Source organism: Streptomyces sp. NPDC003011 (assembly GCF_053591515.1).
On sequence record NZ_JBSFTY010000004.1, the window covers coordinates 91,859 to 115,948 of the forward strand.

The window sequence follows — 24,090 nt, forward strand, 5'->3', positions numbered from 1 at the left end:
ATGACGAGGCCGACGGACGACCCGAGAGCGGCCGGAGCGAGTCCGCCCCCACCGGCGGAAGCCCCGGCGGACGTTCCGGCGGACGTTCCGGCGGGCGCCCCGGCGGGCGGCGCCACCCGCGCCCTCGGTCTGGTCTATCCCCCCGCGGGACGCCGACGCGACTACACCGGGATGCAGCTCACCTTCATCGGCGGGGTGGCCGAGGCCGCCGGCACCCACGACTACGACGTGCTGCTCTCCCCCGCCGACCGGGCGGACGACCCGTCCTTCCGGCGGATGGTCGACGGCACCCGGGTGGACGGCGTGATCCTCATGGAGATCCGGCTGGAGGACGACCGGGTCGAGCACCTCGCCAGGGCGGGCTTCCCCTACGTCACCATCGGCAGGAACAGCCGGGCGGAGGAGACCGGCTGGGTCGACCTGGACTTCGCGGGCCTGGCGCGCGGCTGCGTGTACCACCTGGCCGACCTGGGCCACCGCCGGATCGCCTTCGTCAACCGGTCGGAGGAACTGTTCCGCAGCGGCTACGGGTTCGCGCACCTCGGCCTGGAGGGCTACACCAAGGCCATGGCGGAGCAGGTCCTCACCCCCCGCCCGTACCACTGCGGCGACGACGTCGCCGCGGGCGAGGCGGTCCTGGAGCGGATCCTGCTGGACGATCCGGCGACCACGTCACTGGTCACCATGAACGAGGCCGCTCTGGAAGGCCTGTACCGCGGGCTGACCCGGCACGGCCGCAGGGTGCCGCGCGACTTCTCGGTGGTCGGCGTGGCGGCCGGCCGCTGGGCGGAGGGGGTGGACCCGCAGCTCACCGCGGCCGAGATCCCGGCCAAGGAGATGAGCCGGGTGGCCGTCGACCTGATGATGCGCCGGCTCACCGCACCCGGCTCGCCTCCCCGGCACGTCCTGCTCAAGCCCCTGATCTCGCTGCGGGCCAGCACCGGGCCGTGCCGGCCGGTGCCGGGTTCGGAGCCCGAACGCGAGTTCCCGGACCTCGACGCGTTCCCCGATCCCCCCGACGCGCCCGGCGCCCCGGGTCCCGGCTTCTGACCCCTGACCCCTGTGTCCTGACCTGTGTGTCCTGACCCTGTGTCCTGACCCCTGTGCCCTGACCCCTGTGCCCTGACCTGTGACATCTGATCTCTGACTGGGAGTGGAGCATGTCGTACGCCGTCGACCGCCGTGGTTTCCTGCGTGCCGCGGGCACGGGAGTGGCCGCGCTGGGCCTCGGCCCCGCCCTGGCGTCCTGCGACTCGGGCCGCGGGAGCGGCGGCTCGACGGTCACCCTCACCTGGTGGGACTACTTCACCCTGGACACCTTCCAGCCCGCCTTCGCCCGGCTGATCAGGGACATCGAGGCCCACGTCCCCGGTGTGCGGATCGAGCGGCGGACGTTCCCCTTCGCCGACCTCGACCGGCAGCTCACCCTCGGCGCGGTCTCCGGCGACCTGCCGGACATCGCCATCGTCGACAACGTCGCCATGAACGCGCTGGGCGGCAGCGGACTGCTGGCCGATCTCACCGGCCGGGTCGAGGAGTGGGGCCAGGCGAGCACGTACTACGCGGGCCCCTGGGCCGGCTGCCAGGTCGGCGGCAGGACACTGGGCATCCCCAACAACAGCAACTGCCTCGCCCTCTACTACAACACCGAGATGCTCGACTCCGCCGGCGTGCGGCCCCCCACCACCTGGGACGAGCTGGCCGACGCGGCGCAGAAGCTGACCAGCGGGGACCGGTTCGGCCTGGCGATGAGCGCGATCAGGACGGAGGAGGGCGTCTTCCAGTTCCTGCCGTTCCTCTGGCAGACCGGCGGCGACCTGGACAGCTTCGCCCGGGACGGCGCGACCGCGCTGTCCTTCCTCGACGATCTCGTCGCCAAGGGGTCGCTGTCCGGGCAGTGCGTGGGCTGGACCCAGCAGGACGTCAACACCCGGTTCGCCAACCGGCGGGCCGCCCTGCAGATCAACGGTCCGTGGCAGCTGCCCGCCCTCAGGAACACCGACCTGGAGTACGGCGTCGTCGCCCTGCCCCGCGACCGGGAGGCCGCCACCTGCCTGGGCGGGGAGAACTGGGTGGTGATGGCGGGCGGCGACCATCACGACAAGGCGTGGGAGGTCCTCGCGTACACCCAGCGTCCGTCGGTCCTGGTGCCGTACCTGGTGGCGCTGGGCAACCTCCCCGCCCGCAAGGATTTGGCGGACACGGGCACCTGGGCGTCCGACCCGGCCCTGCGGCTCTTCCTCAGCCAGCTGCCCGTGGCCCGGCCGCGCCAGTACGGGCCGCGCTACGCCGACGCCTCGCAGGCCGTCGCCGTCGCCGAGCAGGCCGTCCTCACCGACTCCGCCGCCCCCGCCGCCGCGGCGAAGTCGGCCGCGGTGAAGATCGACAAGGCACTGGAGCGGCGGTGAGGAGACGCCACCCGCCGGCAGTGGGCGTAAGGAGACGCCACCCGCCGGCCAGGAGGCGCCGCTCCCCGTTCCCTTCCGCGCGCCGCCGCCGAGCCGGGTACCTGTTCTCCCTGCCCGGTCTCGCCTTCCTCGCCCTCTTCCTGGCGTACCCGCTCCTGCACAACGTGTGGACGTCCGTGCACGACGTGGACCTGAGCGCCCTGCTCGGCGGCACCAGCCGGTTCAACGGCCTCGCCAACTACCGGGCCACCGTCGCCGATCCGGGCTTCTGGCACGCCGTGCGCCTCTCGCTGGTCTTCACCGTGGGCTCGCTGCTGTTCCAGTTCGTCATCGGCTTCGCCCTGGCCCTGCTGTTCGCCCGGCCGTTCCCGCTGAACGGCCTGCTCCGGTCACTGCTCCTGGTGGCCTGGCTGCTGCCCCCGGTGGTCAGCGGCACCCTCTTCCGCTGGATGCTCGACGGCGAGTCCGGCGCCTACAACGCCCTGCTCCGCGCGACCGGCCTGGGCGCCCTGTCCCACGACTGGCTCACCGACCCGGGCACCTCGCTGGCCGGGGTGATCCTCGCCAACGTGTGGGTCGGCGTGCCGTTCAACATGCTGCTGCTCCTGGTGGGGCTGCACACCATCGACCCGGAAGTGCACGAGGCCGCCGCCCTCGACGGCGCGGGCGTCCTGCAGCGGTTCCGCTGGATCACCCTCCCGCTGATGCGGCCCGTGTCGGTGACCGTGCTGCTGCTGGGCCTCGTCTACACGTTCAAGGTCTTCGACATCATCTTCGTGATGACGGGCGGCGGTCCCGTCGACGCCACCAGCGTCCTGTCGCTCTACGTCTACGAGGTCTTCTTCCGGTTCTTCCGCTTCGGCGAGGGCGCGGCGGCCGGCCTGCTCCTGCTGCTCGTCCCCCTGCTCGCGGGTGTGCTCCACGTGCGGCGGCTGCGCGGCGAGGAGGAGACGGCGTGACCCCGGGCCGCCGCCGTCCCTGGCTGCTCACCGCCGTCACCACGCTGATCACCGGGGCCTTCCTGCTGCCGGTCCACTGGATGGTCAACACCAGCCTGACCCGGCCCGACCGGATCCTGGGCGGCTCCCCCCGGTGGTTCCCCGCACCGGTCACCACGGAGAACTACGCGACGGCACTGGCCGACGACGCGCTCCTGCGGGCCCTGCTCAACAGCGTGGTGATCTCGTGCGGGGTGGTCGCGCTCACCCTGCTGCTCGGCGTCCCCCTCGCCTACGCGCTCGCCCGGATCCCGATGCGCGGCTCCGGCGCCATGGTGCTCGTCCTGCTGATCGCCCAGCTGCCGCCCAGCATCGTGCTCGCGGCCCCGCTGTTCATCCTCGAACGCCGGGCCGGTCTCGACGACACGTACCTCGGACTGATCGCCGCGGACACCACCCTCACCCTGCCGTTCGCGGTGATCGTGCTGCGTCCCGTGCTGCGGGCCGTCCCGAGGGAACTGGAGGAGGCCGCCCTGGTCGACGGGTGCGGCCCGGTGGGCGTCCTGCTGCGGATCGTCGTGCCCGTCATGCTGCCCGGTCTGGTCGCGGTGGCCGGCCTGTCCTTCCTGATCGGCTGGGGCGAGTTCGTCTTCGGCCTCACCCTCGCCGGCGAGCCCGCCGTGCAGCCCGTCACCGTCCTGCTCAACGCCTTCGTCGGCCGGCACGGGACCGCGTGGGGAACCCTGATGGCCACCGCCACCCTCATCAGCGTCCCGGTGGTCTGCGTCTTCGCGCTCGTCCAGCGTTTCGTCGCGGGCGGGCTCACCACCGGGGGCGTCAGGAGCTGAACGGAGTACGGGCGGCCACGCCGGCTACGGCGGGGAGCCGACGGCACCCTCACCGTCCAGCGTCGGACAGCCCGCGGCGGCCGGGCAGTCGCCGCGAAACGTTCCGCGCGACACCGCCGGCCGCGCCTGACCCGGGCGTACGGCGGGCGGGGGTCAGCCCTCGTCCGCGGGGTGCGTCAGGCGGGACGCGAGGGTCCGGGTCAGGTCCTGCTGCCGGTCCTGGAGGTAGAAGTGACCGCCGGGCAGCACGTCCAGCCGGAAGCCCCGGGGGGCGATGTCGGCCCACTGCGCCATGTCGTGCGCCGAGATGGACGGGTCCCGGTCGCCGACGTAGGCGTAAACGGGGCACTCGACCGGCTCCGCGCCGCGCGGTCCGTACGTGCCGACGATCGTGAAGTCGGCGCGGATGGCGGGCAGCACGATCTCCCGCAGCTCCGGATCCGACAGCAGCGTCTCGTCGGTGCCGCCCAGCCGGCGGACCTCCGCGATCAGCGCCTCGTCCCCCTCTTCGTACAGCCGGTGCGGAGTGAGCCGGTGCGGTGGCTTGCGGCTCGACACGTGCAGTGCCGCGGGCCGCACCCCGTGGGCGTCCGTCAGCCGCAGCGCGAGTTCGTAGGCCAGCGAGGCTCCCATGCTGTGCCCGAACAGCGACACCGGTACGTCGAGGAAGGGCAGCAGCGCCTCGGTCACCCGGTCGGTGAGCTCCTCCATGCTGTCGACGCACGGGTCGTCCAGCCGGTCGTGCCGGCCCGGATAGCGGGCGACCAGCACCTCCGTACCGGCGTCGAAGGCGGTGCCCCAGCCGTGGAAGAAGCTGGCCGAGCCGCCCGCGTGGGGCAGGAGGACCAGCCGGCGACGGGGGGAGGCCGTCACCGCGTACCTGCGAAACCACCGCTCGCCGGCCAGCACGGCCGCCGCGGAGTGGGTGCCGACCTTCATCCGGTCATCCTCCGAGCTGTCAGGGTCTGCGGCTGCTGGGCGATGGAGCGCACGTGGGGCCGGGCGAGTACCACGTAGTCGTCCGTGGCGAGGGCCACCGAGCGGTCCAGCCGGGCCGCGTTGAAGAATATCTCGTCGTGTGCGAGCAGGTCGGGGTCGACCACGAGGTCGAGGTCGGGGTGGCGGGCGAAGGGCATCACCGAGCCGCTGACGCTGCCGGCCAGCCGCTCGGCCACGTCCCGGGCCGCGAACGACGCCTCGGTGCCGTCGTACAGGTCCCTGAGTTCCTCCAGGTCGACCCTGCGGTCCCCGGGCACCACCGCCAGGACGTAGCGCCGGGACCGGCGGCCCGTGGCGACGCGCACCACCAGGCACTTGGCCGCCTGCGCCAGGGCGTGCCGGCGCAGCACGCTCGCGGGTTCGGTCCGGCCCTCCGGGGCGTGCTCGATCAGCCGGAAGCGGGCCTGCCCGCGCTCCAGCACCTCTATCAGCCAGTCGTACATGGTCATGCGGCTCGCTCCAGGCTCCAGTGGCGGACGGCGTCGATACGGGCGCCGGCGTCGTCGAGCACGCTCGGGGAGACCGGCGCGCCGAGCCCCACGACGACCAGGGCCGTCGCGGCGCCGGGGCCGGTCCGGGCGAGTTGCAGGGCCTCGACGGCGGCCCCGGCCCGCCCGAGCACCTCGCCGACCCCGCCGATCACCGCGGGGTCGTCGGGGCCGAGGAAGAAGGCGAGTTCGGCGGCGAGCGGGACGTCGACCTCGTGCCCGCAGATCTCCACCAGCCGTTCGGCCGAGCGCAGCCCGGTGAGGGTGCCGGAGACCGAGATCCGCTCGCCCGACGGCAGCGTCCCGTCGATCCGCACCAGGCTGCGGTGCGGGGCGGGGTCCTTGGCGGTGAGCAGTTCGGTGCGCAGTCCGCGCTCGTCGGCGATCAGCGGGGCGTTGACGTAGCTGACGCCGCCTTCGACGACCGGGCTGAGCGCGCCCTTGAGCGCGGCCAGTTCGAGGACGGCGGCGTCGTGCCGGGCGATCTCCCCGGAGACGCTCACCCGCAGCTGCCCGGGCAGGCCGCCGGCGGTCGCGGTGAACAGGGCGCCCAGGCGCTCGGTCAGGGTCAGCCAGGGGTCCAGTTCGGCGTCGACCTGCCCCATCCGCACGTTGACCGCCTCCGGCACGAACCGTCCGGACAGCGCCTCGCGGACCGACCGGGCGACACTGACGCCGGCCCGCTCCTGGGCCTCGGCGGTGCCGGCCCCGAGGTGCGGGGTGACGACCACATTGTCCAGTTCGAACAGCGGGGAGTCGGTGCAGGGTTCGGTGGCGAACACGTCCAGGGCGGCGCCGGCGACCCGGCCCTCCTTGAGCGCGGCGTACAGCTGGTCCTCGTCGACGATGCCGCCCCGGGCCGCGTTGACGATGCGCACGCCCGGCTTGACCCGGTGCAGCGCGTCGAAGCCGATCAGGCCCGCCGTCTCGGGGGTCCTCGGCAGATGGACGGTCAGGAAGTCCGACTGGTCGAGGAGTTCGTCGAGGCCGACGGCCCGGGCCCCGGTCCGCTCGACGGATCCGGCCGGGACGTAGGGGTCGTAGGCGAGGACGTCCATCCCGAAGGCCGCCATGCGGCGGGCCACCAGGGAGCCGATCCGGCCGAGGCCCAGGATGCCCAGGGTGCGGCCGGCCAGCTCCACGCCGGTGAAGCGGCTGCGCTGCCAGCTGCCGGTGCGCAGGGCGGCGTCGGCCCGCGGGATGTTCCTGGCCACCGCGAGCAGCAGGCCGACGGTCAGCTCGGCGGCGCTGACGATGTTGGAGGTCGGGGCGTTGACGACCATGACTCCGGCCCGGGAGGCGGCACTCACGTCCACGTTGTCCAGGCCCACTCCGGCCCGGCCGATCACCTTGAGGCGGGGGCCCGCCGCGATGGCCTCCGCGTCCATGCGGGTGGCGCTGCGCACGAGTACCGCGTCGGCGTCGGGCAGCGCCGCCAGCAGTGCGGTCCGGTCGGCGCCCGCGCAGTACCGGATCTCGAAGCCGGGGCCGAGGGCGTCGATGGTGGCGGGTGACAACTCCTCGGCGATGAGGACGACTGGCTTGTCCATGACGCGATTCCTTTTCTCGCGGGATCTCGCGATCCGGGCGGAGGGAGGCGGGGTTCAGCCCGCGCTGGTGACCAGCTCGGGGACATCGGCCGGCCCCTCGGGCACCGCCGTGTCCCAGGTGTGCGGGGCACCGAAGTTCCGCTCCACCCAGGCCGGGTCGTACACGGTGTCGAGGTAGCGGTCGCCCTGGTCCGGGGAGAGCGCGACGGCGGTGAGCCGCTCGTCCCGGGGCCGCCCGGCCAGCCAGCGCAGGGCGCCGCTGACGACCGTCCCGGTGGAGCCGCCGAACAGGAAGCCCTGGCGGGCCATGGCGTGGCAGCTCTCCAGGGTGTCGCGTTCGGGCACCATCACGACCTCGTCGACGAGCCCCTCGTCCAGCAGTTGCGGCCGTACGCCCGCGCCGAGGCCCGGGATGTGCCGGGTGAGGGCGGGACCGCCGAAGGTGACCGAGCCGACGCTGTCGACCGCCACGATCCGCACCCCCGGGGCGTGTTCGCGGAAGTAGCGGGCGCAGCCCATCAGGGTGCCGGTGGTGCCCGCGCCGACGAACAGGACGTCCAGGCCGGGGAACTGCGCGGCGACGGCGGGGCCGGTGGTGCGGTAGTGGGAGAGCCAGTTGTGCGGGTTGACGTACTGGTTGAGCCAGACGTAGTTGGGGTCGAAGTCGACCAGGCGGCGCACGTAGTCGATGCGGGCGCCGAGCAGGCCGCGCTCCTTGTCCGGGCGGGAGATGACCAGCACCCGGGCGCCGAAGGACTCCATCAGGCGGCGGCTCGCCGGGTTGCAGCGGGAGTCGGTGACGCAGACGAAGCCGTATCCCCGGTGGGCCGCGACCATGCTGAGGGCGACGCCGAGGTTGCCGGACGACGACTCCACCAGCACGGCACCCGGGGTGAGGGTGCCGTCGCGTTCGGCGGCGAGCACCATTTCCAGGGCCGCCTTCAGCTTGACGGAGCCGGCCAGGTTGATCCCCTCGTACTTGAGGAAGAGGGGTACGTCGAAGACGGACTGGAGATCCACGAAGACGTCGTCGACGTTGATCTCGTACGGGGCGGATATGACCGTCACTTCATCACCGTGTTCTGTTTCCCCGCCTAGGCGCGGTCGCGGCCGTAGCGGTCGAGTTCGTGGAAGAAGCCGTCGACGACCTGGAGCCGGCCCGTGTCGCCCAGCTGGTCGTACACATGACGGCCGAGGGCGATGTCCAGCACGCCGAGGCCGAACGGGGAGAAGACCACGGGCCGGTCGGCGGGCGGTTCGACCCGGCCCTCGATCACGTCGAACAGCGTGCCGTCGATGAAGTCCCGGCCGCCGGTGAGCTGTTCGGTCAGGTGCGGCGAGGTGTCGGCCTTCAGGCAGTGCTCGACGTCGTCGAGGATGTTGGCGGAGGCGAGCAGGATCTCGGGGGCCAGGTCGCGCAGCGACACGTTGAGCACCAGCGGGTTGTGGGCGAACCAGGCCGGGTCGTGGACGTGCGGGGAGCCGGCGACGGTGGCGAAGACCACCAGGTCGCTCGCCCGGATCAGGTCCTCGGCGCTGTCGTGCACCACCACGCGCCCGGTGCCGGGCCGCCCGGCCAGACGGCCGGAGAACGCCTCGGCGTGCTCCGGGGACAGGTCGTGGACGCCGGTCTCGTCGAAGGTCCAGTCGGTGGCCTCCAGGTAGTGGTGGACGTAGCGGGCGATGAGGCCGGTGCCGACGAAGCCGATCCGGCGCGGGCGGGTGCCCCGGCTGAGCCGGTCGGCGGCGAGCGCGGCCGACGCGGCGGTCCTGGAGGCGCTGATGATGGAGCTCTCCAGGCAGGCGATCGGGTAGCCGGTCGCGTGGTCGTTGAGGATGAGGACGGCGGAGGCCCGGGGAATGCCGGACGCGACGTTCTCCGGGAAGCTGGAGATCCACTTCAGGCCGTCGGTGGGCCGCTCCCCGCCGACGGAGGCGGGCAGCGCGATGATGCGGGAGCTCGGCCGGTCCGGGAAGCGCAGGAAGTACGAGGGCGGGTTGACCGAGTCGCCGCGGCCGTGCAGCCGGTAGACGTCCTCGACCAGGTTCACGACGTGCTTCTCTCGGCCGGTGAGCACCTCGGCCACCTGCGCACCGGTGACGACGGCGAACGGGGGCACGAGCGGCGGGCGGGACATGGTTGCTCCATCCGTGGGCTGGCGGGTGATGGCCGGGCGCGCCGGAGAGGGAGGGGGGCGCGCCCGGCCTGCTGGTGGTGGGGGCGGTCAGGGGTGGGCGGGCACGGTGACCGGGTCGCCGAGGACGACGGCGATCCGCCGGTCGCCCTCGTACGGCTCGCGGCTGTGCGCCATCCGCAGGTTGTCGACGATCAGCAGGTCGCCGGTCTGCCACGGCTCGCGCAGGGTGTGCTTCTCGTACACCGCGTTGATGGCGAGCACGGTGTCCTCGTCGAGGCCGGCGCCGCCGCCGTAGCGGCTGTTGAACGGCAGTCCGTCGGCGCCGAACTCGAACGTCAGGTACTCGCGGATGACGGGGTCCAGGGTCCATTCGTTGAGGAAGGCGATCTGGTTGAACCAGCCGCGCCGCCCGGTGACCGGGTGGGTGAGGACGGCGGCGGCACGCTGCCGGGTGCGCAGGTCGCCGCCCGGCTGGGGGTGGCACTCGATGCCCCGGGCGGCGCAGTACGCCGCGATGGCGGCCCGGTCGTCCGTGCCGAAGGCGTCGGTGAGGCCGACGCCCACGGTGTGGGTGTAGTTGCGGTCGATCCGCCAGCCCTCGGCCTCGAAGCGGGCGACCAGGCCCGCCGGGAGCGCCTCCAGCACGTCGGCGGAGTCGGCGACGCCCGTGACACCGCCGGACTCGGGCGCGGCCAGGCAGCCGAAGAGCAGGGTGCCGGGCACCTCGCGGGCGTAACTCAGCTCGTGGTGCATGCACATGGGCTGCTCGGCCGGCCACTCCGAGGACGAGTAGACACCGTCCGCGAGCAGACGGCGCGGGGCGAATCCCTCGCGTTCGGTCATCACCTCGTGCAGCAGGGCGCGGCCGACCCGGCCGACGGCCGGCGCGTCGGTCAGCCCGAGGCCGCGGACCAGCAGCGCTCCGTGTTCGGCGACCGTGGCGCGCAGCCGGGCGGCGTGCTCGGCGGCCCAGGCGGCCGGGTCGGCGAGGGCGGGCCGGTCCACGGTGAGGACGGCCGGGGAGCCCTCGGTCCTGACCACCTCGAACGGGGCGGCGTCCGCCGCGGGTGTCACGCCGGCCGCGGCACGGGCGGTCCCGGGAGCCACGGAACGGCGCGCGGGCGCGGCGGCGGTCGTGCCGGGGGCGGTGGCGGCCGGGTCGTCGACGAACGCGGCGAGCGCGGCGAGGGTCGGGTGGCGGGCCATGTCGCGCAGCGTGAAGGCGCGTCCGGTCCGTACGACGAGCTGCACCGCGGACAGCGAGGTGCCGCCGAGGGCGAAGAAGTCGTCGGCGCGTCCCACGCGCTCGGCGGGCACCTTGAGGATCTCGGCCCAGGCGGCGGCGAGCCGGCGCTCGGTGTCGGTGCGGGGCGCCTCGTGCGGCCGGGTGGTGTCCTGCCGCGCCGGGAGGGCGTCGGCGATCCTCCGCAGGGCCTTGCGGTCCGTCTTCCCGTTGGGGGTGAGCGGCAGGGCGTCGAGCGGCTCCAGCCGGTCCGGGACCATGTACGCCGGCAGCGTCTGCCGCAGCCGTGCCCGCAGTGCGGCGGCGGACTCCCGCCCTCCGCTCTGGAAGCCGACCAGGTGGCGTTCGCCGTCCGCCGAGTCGACGACCACGACGGCGCCGTCGCGCACCCCGGGCAGCCGCAGCAGCTGGTTCTCGATCTCGCCGATCTCGATGCGGAAGCCGCGGATCTTGATCTGGGCGTCGCGGCGGCCGAGGAACTCCAGGGAGCCGCCGGGCAGATGGCGCCCGAAGTCGCCCGACCGGTACAGGCGCCGGCCGGGCCGGTGCGGGTCCTCGACGAACGCCTGCGCGGTGCGCTCGGGGTCGTTGACGTAGCCGCGGCCGACGCAGACGCCGGAGAAGACGATCTCACCGGGGGCGCCGAGCGGGACCGGCCGCAGCCGCTCGTCGACGACGTAGACCGCGACGTTGCGGACCGGGCGGCCCAGCGGCACCGAGTCCCCGGCCGGCGCCGAGGTCATGACCTCGTGGTGGGTGTCGTCCGAGGTCTCCGTCAGGCCGTAGGCGTTCATCAGGGGGATGTGCGGGAACCGCCGGAACCAGCGGACCGCGAGTTCCTTCTTCAGCGCCTCCCCGGTGACGGAGACCCGGCGCAGGGCGGGCAGCGGGCGCGGGCTCTCCTCCAGCCGGTTGAGCACGACCTCCAGGTAGGAGGGGACGACCTGGAGGACGGAGACCTCGCCCTGCTCCACGGTGTGGAGGTAGCGGTCGACGTCGAGGATCGCCTCCTGTTCGACGATCAGGGTGCGGCCGCCCACGACCAGGGCGGCGACCAGCTGCCACAGGGAGATGTCGAAGGACTGCGGGGCGGTCTGCGCGACGACGTCGCCGGCCGCCATCTCCTGGTCCTCGATCTTGGCGAGCAGGTGGTTGAGGAAGCCCGCGTGCTCGCACATGGCGCCCTTGGGCTCTCCGGTGGAGCCGGAGGTGAAGTACAGGTAGGCGAGCTGGCCGCCCGCGACGGCGACGCCGGGGTCGTGGCCGGGGCGCCGCTCGGCGTACGCGGCGGTGATGTCGAGGAGTTCGAGGCCCTGCGGTGCGGCCTGCCGGAGGTGTCCGGGGCCGCCCGGCTCGGTCAGGGCCAGGCGGCAGCCGCCGCGGTCCAGGGTGCGGGCCATCCGGTCGACCGGTGCGTGCGGTTCCACGGGCAGGTAGGCGGCGCCGGCCTTGAACACGCCGATGACCGCGGCGAGCCAGTCGAGGTTGCGTTCGGTGACGACCGCGACCACGGCCTCGGGGCCCAGCTCCCGGGCGAGGAGGGCGTGCGCGATCCGGTTGGCCCGGGTGTTGAGCTCCTCGTACGTCCAGCTGCGGCCGGCGTGCACGGCGGCGATGTCGTGGGGCCGCAGGGCGGCCTGCTCCGCGAACAGCTCGTGGAACCGGCGGTCCGGCACCTCCCTCGCGGGCCCGGACAGTGCGTGGATCTGGTGGTGGTGCTCGGCGGCGGACAGCAGTCCCTGAGCGCGGGCGGGGGCGTCCGGCTCGCGGGTCAGATGGTCCACGGCGGTCAGGTGGTATCCGGCGACGCGTTCGGCCGCCCCGGCGTCCAGGACGTCGGTGCGGTGGCCGACCAGCAGGGCCGGACCGGCCGGACCGTACCGGAGGGTGACGGTGAGGACCACGTGCGGGGGCGGTTCGGCAAGGTCACCGCGGAGGTGTCCGAGGTCCAGGACGGTCTCGTGGAGGGCGTCGGCGGGGCCGTCACCGGTGGCCGCGCAGGCTCCCGTCAGCTCGCGCCAGGTCTCGTCGGCGAGGGTGAGGGTGCGGGGGACGGGGGTGTCCGCGGCCGGGCCGACGTAGCCGGTGAGGATCGTGCGCTCGCCGCTGAGGGCGGCCAGGACGGCGGCGTGGGCGGCGAGCAGGGCGGCTTCCCAGCCGACGCCCGCGCGCCGGGACAGCAGCCGCACCCGCGCGGCCAGCCGGCGGGGCACCGGGAGGTTCAGCTCGGCCCATCCGGCCGGGGCGCGCTGCCCGTCCGGTGCCGGGGAAACCCAGCGGGGCACCGTCCGCCGGGGTGTTCCGGTGGTGGTCATCGCTTCCTCCTGTCAGGCCGTGCGGCCGGTGTCCGGGGCCGCCGTGAAGGGGGGCGCGTGGAAGGGCGCGTCGCTGACGCCGTCCCACTCCTCTCCGCGTACGGCGGCCACGAAGGCGCCGACCCGTTCGGCACCCCAGAACGGCTCACGGCCGTGGACGAAGAACGGAACCCCGAAGGCGTCGTCGTGGTACGCCGCGATCAGGCACGCCACCCCCTTGGTCCGCAGGACGGGGTCGTCGACCGCGTCGGCGAGCGACGGGTCCAGGCCGAGGGTGCGGGCGATGGCGGCGACGGTGGCGCGCTCCGACAGGTCCCGGCCCTCGTTCCAGCGCGCCCGGTAGGCCAGTTCCACGAACCGCTGCCCCTGGCCCTGCTCCTCGGCGGCGAGGTAGGCGAGGTGGGAGATCTCCCAGTGCGGGGCACGGTCGACCGGCCAGGTCACGTCCCAGCCGCGGGCGTGTGCCCAGCGGCGGGCGTCGCGCAGGATGTAGAAGTTCTTGCTGCGGTGCATGGGCGTCACCGGCAGGGTCACGTCGGCCTCGGCGAGCAGCCGGGCGGACTCCTCGTCCGGCTCCCAGTAGGGGATCCACTCGATCTGGTCGAGCACGTCGGGGTGGTTCTCGCTGAGGTCGCGGTAGGCGAACCACGAGTAGGGGCTGCGCAGCGAGAAGTACCACCGGGGATGCTTCTTCCGGCAGCGGGCGGCGCTCACAGGGCCATCCCCCCGTCGATGTGGAACACGGATCCGGTGATGTAGCCCGCCCGGTCCCCGGCGAGGAACGCGACGAGGTCGGCGACCTCCTCGGCGGTGCCCATGCGGCCCAGCGGCACGTTGGCGAGGGCCTCGGTGCGCGCGCGTTCGGAGACGGCGGCGACCATGTCGGTGTCGACGAAGCCGGGGGCGACCGCGTTGGCGCGGATGCCGTAGCGGCCGACCTCCTTGGCGAGGGACTTGGCCAGGCCGATGATCCCGGCCTTGGAGGCGGCGTAGTTGGTCTGGGTGGCGTTGCCGTACACGCCGGCCACGGAGGACAGCGCGACGATGCTGCCGCGGCGGCGCTTCATCATGCCGAAGGCGACCGCGCGGCAGACGTGGAAGACGCCGTCGAGGTTGGCTGCCATGACCGAGCGCCACTCGTCGTCGGACATCATGACCAGCGCCTTGTCGCGGACGATGCCGGCGGAGGTGACGGCGGTCTCGATCGGGCCGAGTTCGTCCTCGGTGCCGGTGACCCAGGCGCGGACGGCGTCCGGGTCGGCCACGTCGACGCGGCGGTGGAGCACGCGGGCGCCGAGCTCCCCGGCCTCCTTGGCGACGAGCCGGGCGGCCTCCTCCTGGGAGTGGTAGCAGAAACCGACGTCGTAGCCGTCCGCCGCGAGTCTGAGCACGACGGCCCGGCCTATGCCGCGGGAGCCTCCACTGATCAGTGCTACGGGCCTGGTCTCGCTCATCGGTCGGCCTCTCTTCCGGCTGTGGCGGACGGGTGTCGGGGCGGGGCGGGGGACGGTGGCGCGGCGGAGGGCGGTGGCGCGGCGGAGGGCGACGGCTCGGCGGGGGGCGACGGCTCGGCCGGGCGCACCTGGCCGGCGGGGCGGAAGGCCATCACCATCCGGGCCACGGTCAGCACGGTCTCGTCGCCGCGGTGACTGCTGCCTTCGAAGATCACCGAGTCGGCGAGAGCGCGGGCGACGGTGACCCGGTGCTCCAGTACGTCGCCGGGGAGGACGGCGGCGTGGAACTCGGCGTCGGCCACCGAACCGAACAGCATGACGTGCCCGTCGGGTACGCCGGAGGTCGCCGAGGCCAGCAGGCCCGCCGCCTGGCCCCAGGACTCGACGAGCAGGGACGGCGGGTAGTCCAGCGGCCGGCCGGGCGAGATCCCGGCGTACCAGGGCTCGTTGAGCGTGACCGCCTTGAGGGCGCGGATCCGCTCGCCGGGCACCAGTTCGGTCACCCGGTCCACGAGCAGCATCGGATAGCGGTGCGGCAGCAGCTCCACGGACTGGGGCAGGACCGGGGCGGGGGCGGTCATCGGGCACCTCCGGCGGGCTCGTAGCGCAGGCGTACGGTGGCGGCCCGGCCGCGCGCGGTCTCGGCCACGGCGTCGCAGCGCAGGCCCGCGCCGGTGGTCCGCCAGCGCAGGGTGAGGCGCAGGGTGTCCCCCGGCCGGACCGCGCCGACGAACCGCGCCGACTCCACGGCGGCGAGGGCGGCTGCGGAGGGAGCGGCGGCCCCGTCGGTGGCGGCCCGCTGCACGCACTCCAGCACGCACACCCCGGGAAAGATCGGGAAGTGCGGATAGTGCCCGGCGAACACCGGCTCCCCGGCGCCGATCTCGGCCCGGGCGACGAGAGGCAGCCCCTCCTCGTTGCGGTGCTCGACGTGCACGACGGCGGCGACGGGGCTCACGGGGACGCCGGCCGCGGGACGGATCCCGGGCGGGCCGTCCTTCGGGGCGCCGGTGCCCGGGCCGGCGGGGGCCGTGCGCGCCGGACCGCCGGTGTCCGCCGGGTGCGGGGCGGCGGCGGCCGGATGCGCCGGGGCCGGGGCCGGGGCCGGGGCCGGCAGGTCCAGGGTCATCGGGTGGCCGCCAGGCGCAGTACGGCGCAGGCGAGGGAGCCGTCGCGGTCGGCGGAGGTGATGACGGCGATCCGGCCGGCGGCGGCGGGGGTGCCGGCGGCCGTCGCGAGGACGAGGGCGATCTGGAAGGACCCGGAGGCCGCGGAGAGGTCGCCGAGCCGGCCGACGGCCGGGACCCGCTCCAGGGCCGCGGCCCCGCACAGGTCCCCCAGGACCTCGCGCTCGATGTGCCCGAGCAGACCCGGCGCGTCCCCGGGAGCGGCGGCCCACACCTCCCCGGGACCGGCTCCGGCGGCCTCCAGGGCCGAGCGCACACAGGCCTCCAGGGCCCCGCGGGCCCGGTTGCCGACGGCGACCCGGGTGCGTACGGCGAGGATCTCGGCGAGTGCCGGACGCTCGGGGGTGAACCTGTCGGCGGGCCGCACCAGGAGCACGGCCGCGCCCTCGCCGAGCGCGACCCCCGGCGCCTCCGGACCCCGGCTGTGCTGCTCCAGCCAGTACCGCGCGTGCGAGAACTCCTCGGCCGCGGCGCACAGCACGGTGTCCGCGCGCTGCGTGGCCAGCAGCCGGGTCGCGTAGTTGAGGGCGAGCAGGCCGGCCGCGCGTCCGCCGGCCAGCGTGGTGTTGGGTCCCCTGATGCCGTACCAGATGGCGCACTGCCCGGCCGCGCAGTTCATCACGGCGTTCGGCATCACGGCCGGGTCGACGTCGTAGGGCCGGGCGCCCTGGAGGGAGCTGCGCGTGAAGTCCATCATGCTGGCGGCGCTGCCGGTGGTGGTGGCGAGCACCAGCGCGGCCCGCTCCCCGGTCTCCGTCTCGCGCGCCGAACCCGGCCGGTCGAGCAGGGAGCCGACCGCGGTGACCGCGAGGCCGGTGACCCGGTCCATGGACCGGGTGCCCTTCCTGCCGAGGACGTCCCGGGTCTCGAAGCCGGGCACCAGGTGCGCCCGGGCGGGGGGCACCTTCCAGCGCGCGGTGTCGACGGGGGCGATGGTGGGCCGCTGGGCCCTCAGCCCCTCGGCGAGCGCCTCGGCGCCGATGCCGTAGGGGGACACCGCCGACCAGCCGGTGATCACCGGGTGGCCGGTCGACTCGTGTCCGGCCGCGGTCCGTTCGGTCGCGGGGGCGCTCATGACGCCGCCTTGCGGGGCGTGGTGAGGGCGGTGACGGTGGCCTCGTCGAACTCGGCCATCTCCCACTGGTTGGGGGCCGTTTCCTGGAGGTAGCCGTGAGTGATGGTGCCGGTGGCGGTCTTCACCAGCCGTCCTCGGCGCAGGACGTAGCAGTCCATGCGGGTGGTGTAGAGCAGTGTCTTGAAGACGTCCTCGACGGTGTAGACGGTGTACAGCTCCTCCTCCATCACCGTCTCGTCGAGGAGTTCGATCCGGGACCGGGTCACGACGGGGATCCAGCCGCGGGTGTCGAGCACCTCTTTGATGGCCAGTCCGCGGTCGGCGAGGAAGAGGTCCTCGACCTCCTCCATGACGCGCAGGAAGCCGGACATCTGGACGCGCTCGTTGTAGTGGCAGTAGAAGTAGCCGACCCGCCAGCGCCAGCCGAACGCGTTGGTCTCACCGATCAGTTCGCTCAGCACCGGGTCGGCGCTCGTGCCGCGTCCGGCGGTGAACTCGCCGTACGGCACCGGGGAGGCCGCGATCTCCAGCTGTTCGCCCGCGCCCAGCCGGTCGGTGGCGAACCGGCCGAGCCCGGCCGGCCAGGGCTGCTGGGCCTGGATGTGCCCGTCGACGCGCAAGGCCACCAGGATCGTGGAGCCGGCGCACTTGACGCGTTCGCCGTCCCGCTCGACGTACAGGTCGGCCTTGAAGCGCAGCCGGGTGTCGCCGTCCTTGGTGGCCGGGGTGACGACGGCCTCCACCTCGTCGTCCACGGCGAGCAGCGCGCCCAGCCGGGAGTGGATGTCGACGATGTCGAACCCGAGTCCGTAGTGCCGGTACAGCTCGCCCACGGGCAGTCCCGCCGCCCTGAAGTGGTGCAGGACCGCCGCCTCCGCCACGTAGTTGATGTGTTTGAAGCCGATGGCGAAGCTGATGTTGTTGCCTTCGAACAGGGGGCGCAGCCGTACTGTCGTCGGCGTCTGAAGCAGCGCCGTCACGGCGGGATGGGACGTCGGGTCCATCACGGACTCCTTCGTGTCGGGGCGTAGGGGGTCGGACAGACCGGGAGGGGCGGCGGGTTCAGGCACGGGCCGACGGCGAGAGCGCCGGGGGCGCCGCGTGGTCCGGGATCCGGTCGAGGAAGTCGTGCACCGTGGCGGCGAGCCAGGCGGGCCGTTCGAGCATCGGGAAGTGGCCGCAGCCGGGCACGGTCAGCGCCTGTCCGGCGGGCAGCCGGGCGGCGAGCTCGCGGGCGTGGTCGACGGGCGCGGAGCGGTCGTCCTCGCAGCCGACGACCAGGGCCGGGGTGCCGACGAGGTCGACGCGCAGCAGCGGGGTGCGCAGGTAGGTGTCGAAGAACCGGAGCCAGCCGTACGGTCCGATCCACTCGGTCATGCGCCGGGCCATGTCGGCCAGGCGCTCCTCCTCGATGGGGTGGCCGGGGGTGCGCAGTCTGACGGACTCGGCCATGGTGCGCGGGAAGTCGTCCAGCGTCGGCGCGATCATGTTCCAGTGGAAGTCGTCCGCGTCGCCGCGGTAGAAGGGGTTGACCAGGACGACGCCGGGCAGGTCCAGCGGCTGGCCGGCCGCCGCCCGCTCGCAGAGCAGGGCGAGCAGGACCATCGAGCCGAACGAGTGGGCGACCACCACGCCGGGGCCGCCGGGCAGGGCGTCGAGCACCTCGTGCAGCCGCGCCGGCGAGTCGGTCTCGTGGCGCCAGTCGGCGATCCCGCCGGCGTGCCAGGGCAGCCGGGGGGCGTGCACGGTGACACCGGGGCGCCAGTGGGCGGCGAGCGGGGCCCAGATGCCCTCGTTGTTGGCGAGCCCGTGCAACAGGACCACGTGCGTCATGAGGTGCGCTCCGGGGGGTACAGGACGGCTCCCGCGGTGCCGGCCAGGGCGTACACCGGGGCGGTGCGGCCGGTGGCGAACCAGCCGGCGGCGGCGGCGCACTGCACCACTCCGAGGGCGCCGGACAGTTCGCCCCAGCCGGTCAGGGCGAGCCGCCGCGCGACCGTCGGGGCCGCGGCGCCGGGGGTGCCGGTCCCGGCGTCGAACGGCGGCCGGTCCCCGACGACGGGCCGCAGGCCGCCCCCGCCGCCGTCCGTGCGCCGGAGGTCACCGTCGCCGTCACCTTCGCCGTCGCCGGTGAGCCAGAGCTCGCCGGCGGGGGTCCGGCGGGTCAGTTCGCGGACCGTGTCGCTCGGCCGGCCGGTGCGCAGGACCGGGCCGAGCAGGGCCCGGGGCACCGCGGCGGTGGGCGTACGGCTGAGCACCAGGGCGGCGCCGCCGTCCGCGACCGGGCCGCCGACGAGCCGGCGGGTCACCTCGTTGTCCGGTTCGACGCCGGTCACCAGCATGTGGTCGGCGCGCCCGGAGCGGAGCATCAGCGCGGCCCAGCGGACGGCGTCCAGGCCGGAGCCGCGTCCGTTGCACACCGTCAGGTTGGGGCCGCGCAGCCGGTACCGGATCGCGGTCTCCGAGGCGATGATGTTGCTGGAGGCGTTGGGGGTGTCCATCGGGCTGAGGGCGCCGGCGGACTCCTTGGCGATGGTCTCCACCGCCCGGCACACGGTGTCCGCGTTGCCGAGGTTGGAGCTGACGACGGCGCCGATCCGGTCGCCGGGCACGGTGATCGTGCCCTCCTCGTCGAGGAGTCCGGCGTCGGTGAGCGCGGCGTGCGCCAGGTGCAGTCCGAGCCGGGTGGCCCGGTCCTTGAAGCGCTGGCCCTTGCGGCCGGTCAGCACGGTGGTGTCCACCGGGTCGGCCCCGGTGACCGCGGGCCGCAGCAGGGCACTGGGACCGGCGGCACCGGGCAGGGCCACGGCGACGCCGGTGACGGCGGGTGTCACGCGGCACCTCCGACCAGGGCGACGGCGTTGACGCCGCCGAAGCCGAAGCTGTTGACCTGGGCCAGGCGCAGCGGTGCGGCGTACGGCTCGCCGGTCACCAGATGCAGTCCCGCGCCCTCGGGCAGCGGGTCGGTCAGTCCCGCGACGGGCGGCACCAGGCCGGTCTGCAGCGAGCGCAGCGCCACGATCAGGCTGAGCAGGCCGGCCGAGCCCGAGGTGTGTCCGGTGAGCGACTTGATGCCGGTGAGCGCCGGCCGGGCGCCGTCGAAGACGCGGGCGGTCACGGTGGCTTCCGTACGGTCGTTGAGCGGGGTGCCGGTGGCGTGCAGCAGGACCAGGTCGATGTCGGCGGGTGTGACGCCGGCCTGCCGCTGCGCCGCGCGGACGGCCGCCTCCACGCCGGCCTCGTCGGGGGCGGTCTGGTGGTGGGCGTCGCAGTTGACGGCCACCGACTCGAGCCGGCCGCGGACCGGGCGGCCGGCGGGGGCGGAGCGGGTGAGGACGACGGCCGCGGCGCCCTCGCCCAGGATGGTGCCCTGACGGGCCCGGTCCATGGGGCGCACGGCGGGCGGCGGGTCGAACTGCACCCGGTCCGCCTGGCCGAACATGCTCTCCGTGACCACGTCGCAGCCGGCCACCACGACGGTCTCCGCCTCGCCCTGTTCCAGCAGGTCCCAGGCGAGCGCCAGCGCGTAGAGGGAGGCCGAGCAGGCACCGGCGAAGGTGTGGGTGTCGACGCTGCCGAACCGGCGCCGCAGCGCGTTCGCGAAGTGCAGTCCGTCGGCGTCGAGGGGGACGCCGTCGCGCCACCACAGTTCCAGGGTGCGCAGCTCGCGCAGCCCGGTGCCGACGAGTACCGGGATCCCCGCCAGCTCGGCGGGGCCCAGTCCGGCGTCCTCGACGGCCTGCCGGACCGCCTCGACGAGGAAGCGGGTGGCCCGCCCGGGTTCGTCGACGCCCTCGGCCTGCCGGTCGTCGATCTCGAAGAGCTGCTGGGCCGTGTAGCGGGAGGGGTCGAAGGCCCGCAGCGGTGCGAGGCCGCTGCGCCCGGCGCACAGGGCGGCGAATATCTCCTCCGGGTCGGCGCCGATGGAGGCCACCGCGCCGGTCCCGACGATGGGGTACGTCACCGGGGGTCACCGTCCCCGTCGTACTTGCCGAGGATCACGATGGCGTTGTTGCCGCCGAAGGCGAGCCCGTTGTTCTGCACGACGCGGAGGTCGGCGTCGACGGCGTGGTTGGGCACGCAGTCGATGTCGCACTCCGGGTCGGTGCGGTGGTGGTTGATGGTCGGCGGGATGAAGCCGTGCGTGATGGCGAGGCCACAGGCGATGGCGCCGAGCGCGCTGGCGGCGCCCATGGTGTGGCCGAGCATCGACTTCAGCGAGATGGTGCGTGGGGTGGCGTCGCCGAAGACGCTGCGGATGGCGGCGGCCTCGGTGATGTCGTTGGCCTTGGTGCCGGTGCCGTGGGCCGAGATCAGGTCGACCTCGGCGGGCTTCACTCCGGCGTTGTCCAGGGCGATGCTCATGCACTGGGCGACGCTGTCGCCGTTGGGCGCGACCTGGTGGTACGCGTCGCAGTTGAGGCCGTAGCCGAGGACTTCGGCGTAGATGGTGGCGCCCCGGGCGAGCGCGGAGTCCAGGCTCTCCAGGACGAGGACGCCGGCGCCCTCGCCGGTGAGGATGCCCTTGCGGTCGGCGTCGAAGGGCTGGCAGTACTCGGGGGCGATGGTGCCGAGCCGGTAGAAACCGGTGAAGGTCTTGCGGCACATCGCGTCCGCGCCTCCGCACAGGGCGAAGTCCACCTCGCCCGAGCCGACCGCGTCGAAGCCGTACCCGATCGCGTAGTTGCCGGCGGAGCAGGCGGTGGCGATGGTGGGGGCCTCGACGTCGGTCAGGTCCAGTTCCTGGGCGATGGCGGTGGAGAGCCGGGCCGCCGAGACCCGCCGGACGATCTCCGGGTCCATGTGCTCGGGCCCGTCGGCGAGCTCGGCGGCCACCAGCTGGTCCAGTTCGTAGGACTCGCCGTCCGTGGTGCCGACGGAGATCAGTCCCCGTCGGCCGGCGAGTTCCGCGGGATCCAGACCAGCGTCCCGGACGGCCATCACGGCCGCGGCGACGGCGAAGCGACTGGCGCGGCCCAGTTCGCCCACCGGAGTGCGGGAGATCCACTGCTCGGGGTCGAACCCCTTGACCTCGCAGCCGTTGACGTGGGCGAAGCCCTCGACGTCGAACAGCGAGATGGGGCTGACACCACTGCGGCCGGCCCGCAGGCTGTCGGTGAACTCCTCGGCTCCGGTGCCGATACTGGAGATCACTCCGAAGCCGGTGAGAACCACGCGGCGTTTCCCGGTTCCCACGCCAGGGCGTGTTGAGGACATGCTTTTTCCCCTTCAACCTTCGGATCGGCTCAGCGGTGACTCGGTCAGCGGACGGGCGCCTTCGCGACGACGGTGTAGACCGCCTCCAGGTTGATCATCTCGGCCAGTTCGGACTGGTCGATGGTGATGCCGAACTCCTTCTCCAGGGACGCGAGGATCTCGATGGCGCGCAGCGAGTCGGCCCCGTGGTCGTCGATGAAGAGGCTGGTGTCGGTCACCTCGCCATCCTCGAGCTCGAGAATGTCGCAGACTATTTCCCTGACTGCGGCGCGGCGGTCTTCGGCAAGGATCGACATTTTTCGTTTTCTCCTAGGTGGTTCGGTCGCGTGCGGGGGATGTCAGGACGCCGGCGCGTCCATGGCGGCTGCCAGGCTGCGCGGACGCATGTCCGTCCAGTGCTCTTCGACGTAGTCGAGGCATTCCTGGCGGGGGGCGGCGCCGTGCGCCCTGTCCCAGCCCGCCGGAATCTCGGCGAATACGGGCCAGAGGGAGTACTGCCCCTCCTCGTTCACGAGCACGTAGTACTCGGCATTGTCATCCTCGAACGGATTGACCATCGCACTCTTCCCTTCCGGGCCTGTCACCCATTTCGGCTCGACTCTAGGCAGCGGGGAATCACGCCGACAAGGCCTCACGGAAACTGGTCCGACCGGACGTTCGAGGGTTTGCAATGAGAAGAATTGAATAACGCGTTGCGGGATTTCCGGCGGCCGTCCCGCAGGGGCACAACCCGCGGCGAAAAGGGGCGGGCGGGGCCCTCGCCGGCCGCCGATCCGACGGGCGGTCACTCCCACGGCCTTCCTGACTACCCAGGGTCATCCGCGGGCCATCGAAGATTTCTGGCCGCCGACTGCGCCGCGCGGCGGCTGCCGGTACGTTCCCCGATGCCCTTTCCACGGCCCCGAGAGGAGTCCGGATGACCGGGCCACGGATACCACCGCAGACAGGGCCGCGGATCCGGCCGCTGAAGCCACTGATCCAGCCACTGATCCAGCCGCTGAAGGCACAGACCCGGCCACTGCCCCGCCCCGGGGCCCCGCACACCCTGTCCCGCCTGAGCCGCCGCGGCGGCGGTACGGCACGCTTCCGGCCCTGGGCCCGCGTGCTGCCCGAGAACACCGAGCCGGCCCGGTCCTCCTGCCCCGGCAGGGAGGCCCGGCACACCGAGCCGTTCGCGCGCGACGGGGCGGAGCTGCCCGACGACGCCCCGACCGCGCTGCGCGGCCTCGCCGGGCGCGGCGGTACGGGAAAGGGGCGAGCGGCGCGCGCTGGAGGTGTTCCGGGCGGACCTGCGGGCCGCCGGTTCCTGGCGGTACCGGCCGGGCGACGTGGTCCGGGCACCGCTGCGGGGGCCGGCCGGCGAGGACGACGACCTGGACGGCACGGCCGTGGACGCCTGGCACGCGCTGTCCACCGGCGCGGTGACGCCGACCCGTCTCACCGGCGGCCGCTTCCGCGCCTCGCCGGTCCGGCGGGGTCTGCCCCGGCACCTGACGGCGTTCCACGTCCCGGCGTGAGCGCGCGACCGGGGCGAGGGCGGGCCGGGCGAGCCACGCGCCCCGGGGCCGCCTGGCGGGTCAGGGACTCGTCGTCTCCCGTACGACCCGGTTGCGGATGGCCCGCAGCATGGACTTACGGGTGAGACCGCTGGCGAACACGATGAGATACCAGTAGGGCGCGAACCTGCGGCGGGTCCGCTCGTCCGTGGCGAAGACCCGGGTCTCCGTGCTGAGGACGCCGTCCGCGACCCGCACGTTCATGCCGATCTTCAGGATCCCCGGATCCTGGCAGCCGGTGACGATCTCATAGAGGCTGCCGGCGGGCCGGGGCGCGTCGCCCGGGGACTGCGCTCCGACGAAGAGGAACTCGTCCTCGCCGCCCGGCACCACCTCCCCCATGCCGGCCAGGAAGTCGGGGACGATGCGGCGCTCGGCCGACACGTCGGCCCGGGTGAGGGCGACCAGCGCGCGGGCCAGCGGAGCCTCGGACCAGGTCGTCGCGTGCACGGCCCGCATGACCTCCGCCCGGGTACCGGGAACCGGAATGGTGTGCAGCTCCCTGAAATGCCATTCCGGCAGCATGCGGGCCAGTCCGTAACCAGATTCTTCGGACACCTCGGTCTCCTCCCGGGACATCACTTCGCTCACACTCCGGACAGCCTAGAGAAATTTTCGATGCAGCCTCGAAAAAAGCCGCCCGATGGCAGCTAAATGACACTGCGGAGATGCTG

General features: G+C 73.6%; 24 protein-coding genes. 5 read left to right on the forward strand and 19 right to left on the reverse strand.

Annotated features, from left to right (window positions below; genetic code table 11):
* The 4 genes from ACWD0J_RS03490 (at position 1) to ACWD0J_RS03505 (ending at position 4,194) form a co-directional block, all read left to right on the forward strand.
* On the forward strand, positions 1-1,050 hold the full coding sequence (locus ACWD0J_RS03490) for a LacI family DNA-binding transcriptional regulator (protein ID WP_451494045.1): 1,050 nt from the start codon (positions 1-3) through the stop codon (positions 1,048-1,050).
* Positions 1,051-1,160: 110 nt separating this feature from the next.
* A complete protein-coding gene (locus tag ACWD0J_RS03495; protein WP_451494046.1) occupies positions 1,161-2,408 on the forward strand; it encodes an extracellular solute-binding protein in 1,248 nt (415 codons plus the stop codon).
* Positions 2,409-2,428: 20 nt separating this feature from the next.
* Positions 2,429-3,367, forward strand: coding sequence for a carbohydrate ABC transporter permease (locus tag ACWD0J_RS03500; RefSeq protein WP_451494047.1), 939 nt, complete (start codon positions 2,429-2,431; stop codon positions 3,365-3,367).
* Entirely contained in the window at positions 3,364-4,194 is an 831-nt protein-coding gene (locus tag ACWD0J_RS03505) for a carbohydrate ABC transporter permease (protein WP_451494048.1), read from the forward strand. The genes ACWD0J_RS03500 and ACWD0J_RS03505 overlap by 4 nt, the downstream gene beginning before the upstream one ends.
* Positions 4,195-4,347: 153 nt before the next feature.
* On the opposite strand, the gene ACWD0J_RS03510 is transcribed toward ACWD0J_RS03505, so the two are convergent.
* The 18 genes from ACWD0J_RS03510 to ACWD0J_RS03595 all read right to left on the reverse strand — a co-directional run bounded on the left by ACWD0J_RS03510 (position 4,348) and on the right by ACWD0J_RS03595 (position 22,417).
* The gene (locus tag ACWD0J_RS03510) at positions 4,348-5,133 is read right to left on the reverse strand and encodes a thioesterase II family protein (protein WP_451494049.1); all 786 of its coding nucleotides are present in this window, start codon (positions 5,131-5,133) and stop codon (positions 4,348-4,350) included.
* Positions 5,130-5,642, reverse strand: coding sequence for a YbaK/EbsC family protein (locus ACWD0J_RS03515; RefSeq protein WP_451494050.1), 513 nt, complete (start codon positions 5,640-5,642; stop codon positions 5,130-5,132). The genes ACWD0J_RS03510 and ACWD0J_RS03515 overlap by 4 nt, the downstream gene beginning before the upstream one ends.
* Positions 5,639-7,231, reverse strand: coding sequence for a phosphoglycerate dehydrogenase (serA, locus tag ACWD0J_RS03520; RefSeq protein ID WP_451494051.1), 1,593 nt, complete (start codon positions 7,229-7,231; stop codon positions 5,639-5,641). The genes ACWD0J_RS03515 and serA overlap by 4 nt, the downstream gene beginning before the upstream one ends.
* Before the next feature lie 54 nt (positions 7,232-7,285).
* Positions 7,286-8,299 carry a 2,3-diaminopropionate biosynthesis protein SbnA gene (gene sbnA / locus ACWD0J_RS03525; protein ID WP_451494052.1) on the reverse strand — a complete coding sequence of 338 codons (1,014 nt, stop codon included), beginning with the start codon at positions 8,297-8,299 and terminating at the stop codon, positions 7,286-7,288.
* A 26-nt stretch (positions 8,300-8,325) separates the two neighbouring features.
* Complete coding sequence (gene sbnB, locus ACWD0J_RS03530) at positions 8,326-9,369, reverse strand: 2,3-diaminopropionate biosynthesis protein SbnB (RefSeq protein ID WP_451494053.1); 1,044 nt, start codon at positions 9,367-9,369, stop codon at positions 8,326-8,328.
* A gap of 87 nt (positions 9,370-9,456) precedes the next feature.
* Positions 9,457-12,927 carry a non-ribosomal peptide synthetase gene (locus ACWD0J_RS03535; RefSeq protein ID WP_451494054.1) on the reverse strand — a complete coding sequence of 1,157 codons (3,471 nt, stop codon included), beginning with the start codon at positions 12,925-12,927 and terminating at the stop codon, positions 9,457-9,459.
* Between the two features lie 12 nt (positions 12,928-12,939).
* On the reverse strand, positions 12,940-13,641 hold the full coding sequence (locus tag ACWD0J_RS03540; protein ID WP_451494055.1) for a DsbA family protein: 702 nt from the start codon (positions 13,639-13,641) through the stop codon (positions 12,940-12,942).
* The gene (fabG, locus tag ACWD0J_RS03545; RefSeq protein ID WP_451494056.1) at positions 13,638-14,381 is read right to left on the reverse strand and encodes a 3-oxoacyl-ACP reductase FabG; all 744 of its coding nucleotides are present in this window, start codon (positions 14,379-14,381) and stop codon (positions 13,638-13,640) included. The genes ACWD0J_RS03540 and fabG overlap by 4 nt, the downstream gene beginning before the upstream one ends.
* Positions 14,378-14,962, reverse strand: a complete 585-nt coding sequence (locus tag ACWD0J_RS03550) for a 3-hydroxyacyl-ACP dehydratase FabZ family protein (protein ID WP_451494057.1) — start codon at positions 14,960-14,962, stop codon at positions 14,378-14,380. Before ACWD0J_RS03550 ends, fabG begins: the two co-directional genes overlap by 4 nt.
* Complete coding sequence (locus ACWD0J_RS03555; RefSeq protein WP_451494058.1) at positions 14,959-15,510, reverse strand: 3-hydroxyacyl-ACP dehydratase FabZ family protein; 552 nt, start codon at positions 15,508-15,510, stop codon at positions 14,959-14,961. Before ACWD0J_RS03555 ends, ACWD0J_RS03550 begins: the two co-directional genes overlap by 4 nt.
* Positions 15,507-16,643, reverse strand: a complete 1,137-nt coding sequence (locus ACWD0J_RS03560; protein WP_451494059.1) for a beta-ketoacyl synthase N-terminal-like domain-containing protein — start codon at positions 16,641-16,643, stop codon at positions 15,507-15,509. Before ACWD0J_RS03560 ends, ACWD0J_RS03555 begins: the two co-directional genes overlap by 4 nt.
* Positions 16,640-17,647 carry a hypothetical protein gene (locus tag ACWD0J_RS03565; RefSeq protein ID WP_451494060.1) on the reverse strand — a complete coding sequence of 336 codons (1,008 nt, stop codon included), beginning with the start codon at positions 17,645-17,647 and terminating at the stop codon, positions 16,640-16,642. The genes ACWD0J_RS03560 and ACWD0J_RS03565 overlap by 4 nt, the downstream gene beginning before the upstream one ends.
* Positions 17,648-17,705: 58 nt before the next feature.
* Entirely contained in the window at positions 17,706-18,476 is a 771-nt protein-coding gene (locus ACWD0J_RS03570) for an alpha/beta fold hydrolase (RefSeq protein ID WP_451494061.1), read from the reverse strand.
* Positions 18,473-19,477, reverse strand: coding sequence for a beta-ketoacyl synthase N-terminal-like domain-containing protein (locus ACWD0J_RS03575; RefSeq protein ID WP_451494062.1), 1,005 nt, complete (start codon positions 19,475-19,477; stop codon positions 18,473-18,475). The genes ACWD0J_RS03570 and ACWD0J_RS03575 overlap by 4 nt, the downstream gene beginning before the upstream one ends.
* Positions 19,474-20,607 (reverse strand): beta-ketoacyl synthase N-terminal-like domain-containing protein, encoded by a 1,134-nt coding sequence (locus ACWD0J_RS03580; protein WP_451494063.1) that lies wholly within the window; start codon positions 20,605-20,607, stop codon positions 19,474-19,476. Before ACWD0J_RS03580 ends, ACWD0J_RS03575 begins: the two co-directional genes overlap by 4 nt.
* Positions 20,604-21,860: a beta-ketoacyl-[acyl-carrier-protein] synthase family protein gene (locus ACWD0J_RS03585; protein WP_451494064.1), complete on the reverse strand. Its 1,257-nt coding sequence runs from the start codon at positions 21,858-21,860 to the stop codon at positions 20,604-20,606. Before ACWD0J_RS03585 ends, ACWD0J_RS03580 begins: the two co-directional genes overlap by 4 nt.
* 44 nt (positions 21,861-21,904) lie before the next feature.
* Positions 21,905-22,156 carry an acyl carrier protein gene (locus ACWD0J_RS03590; protein WP_451494065.1) on the reverse strand — a complete coding sequence of 84 codons (252 nt, stop codon included), beginning with the start codon at positions 22,154-22,156 and terminating at the stop codon, positions 21,905-21,907.
* Between the two features lie 42 nt (positions 22,157-22,198).
* Positions 22,199-22,417, reverse strand: a complete 219-nt coding sequence (locus tag ACWD0J_RS03595) for an MbtH family protein (RefSeq protein WP_451494066.1) — start codon at positions 22,415-22,417, stop codon at positions 22,199-22,201.
* A gap of 717 nt (positions 22,418-23,134) precedes the next feature.
* On the opposite strand from ACWD0J_RS03595, the gene ACWD0J_RS03600 reads away from it, so the two are divergent.
* Positions 23,135-23,377 carry a hypothetical protein gene (locus ACWD0J_RS03600; protein WP_451494067.1) on the forward strand — a complete coding sequence of 81 codons (243 nt, stop codon included), beginning with the start codon at positions 23,135-23,137 and terminating at the stop codon, positions 23,375-23,377.
* Positions 23,378-23,437: 60 nt separating this feature from the next.
* On the opposite strand, the gene ACWD0J_RS03605 is transcribed toward ACWD0J_RS03600, so the two are convergent.
* Entirely contained in the window at positions 23,438-23,974 is a 537-nt protein-coding gene (locus ACWD0J_RS03605) for a hypothetical protein (RefSeq protein WP_451494068.1), read from the reverse strand.
* Positions 23,975-24,090: the final 116 nt, after the last annotated feature.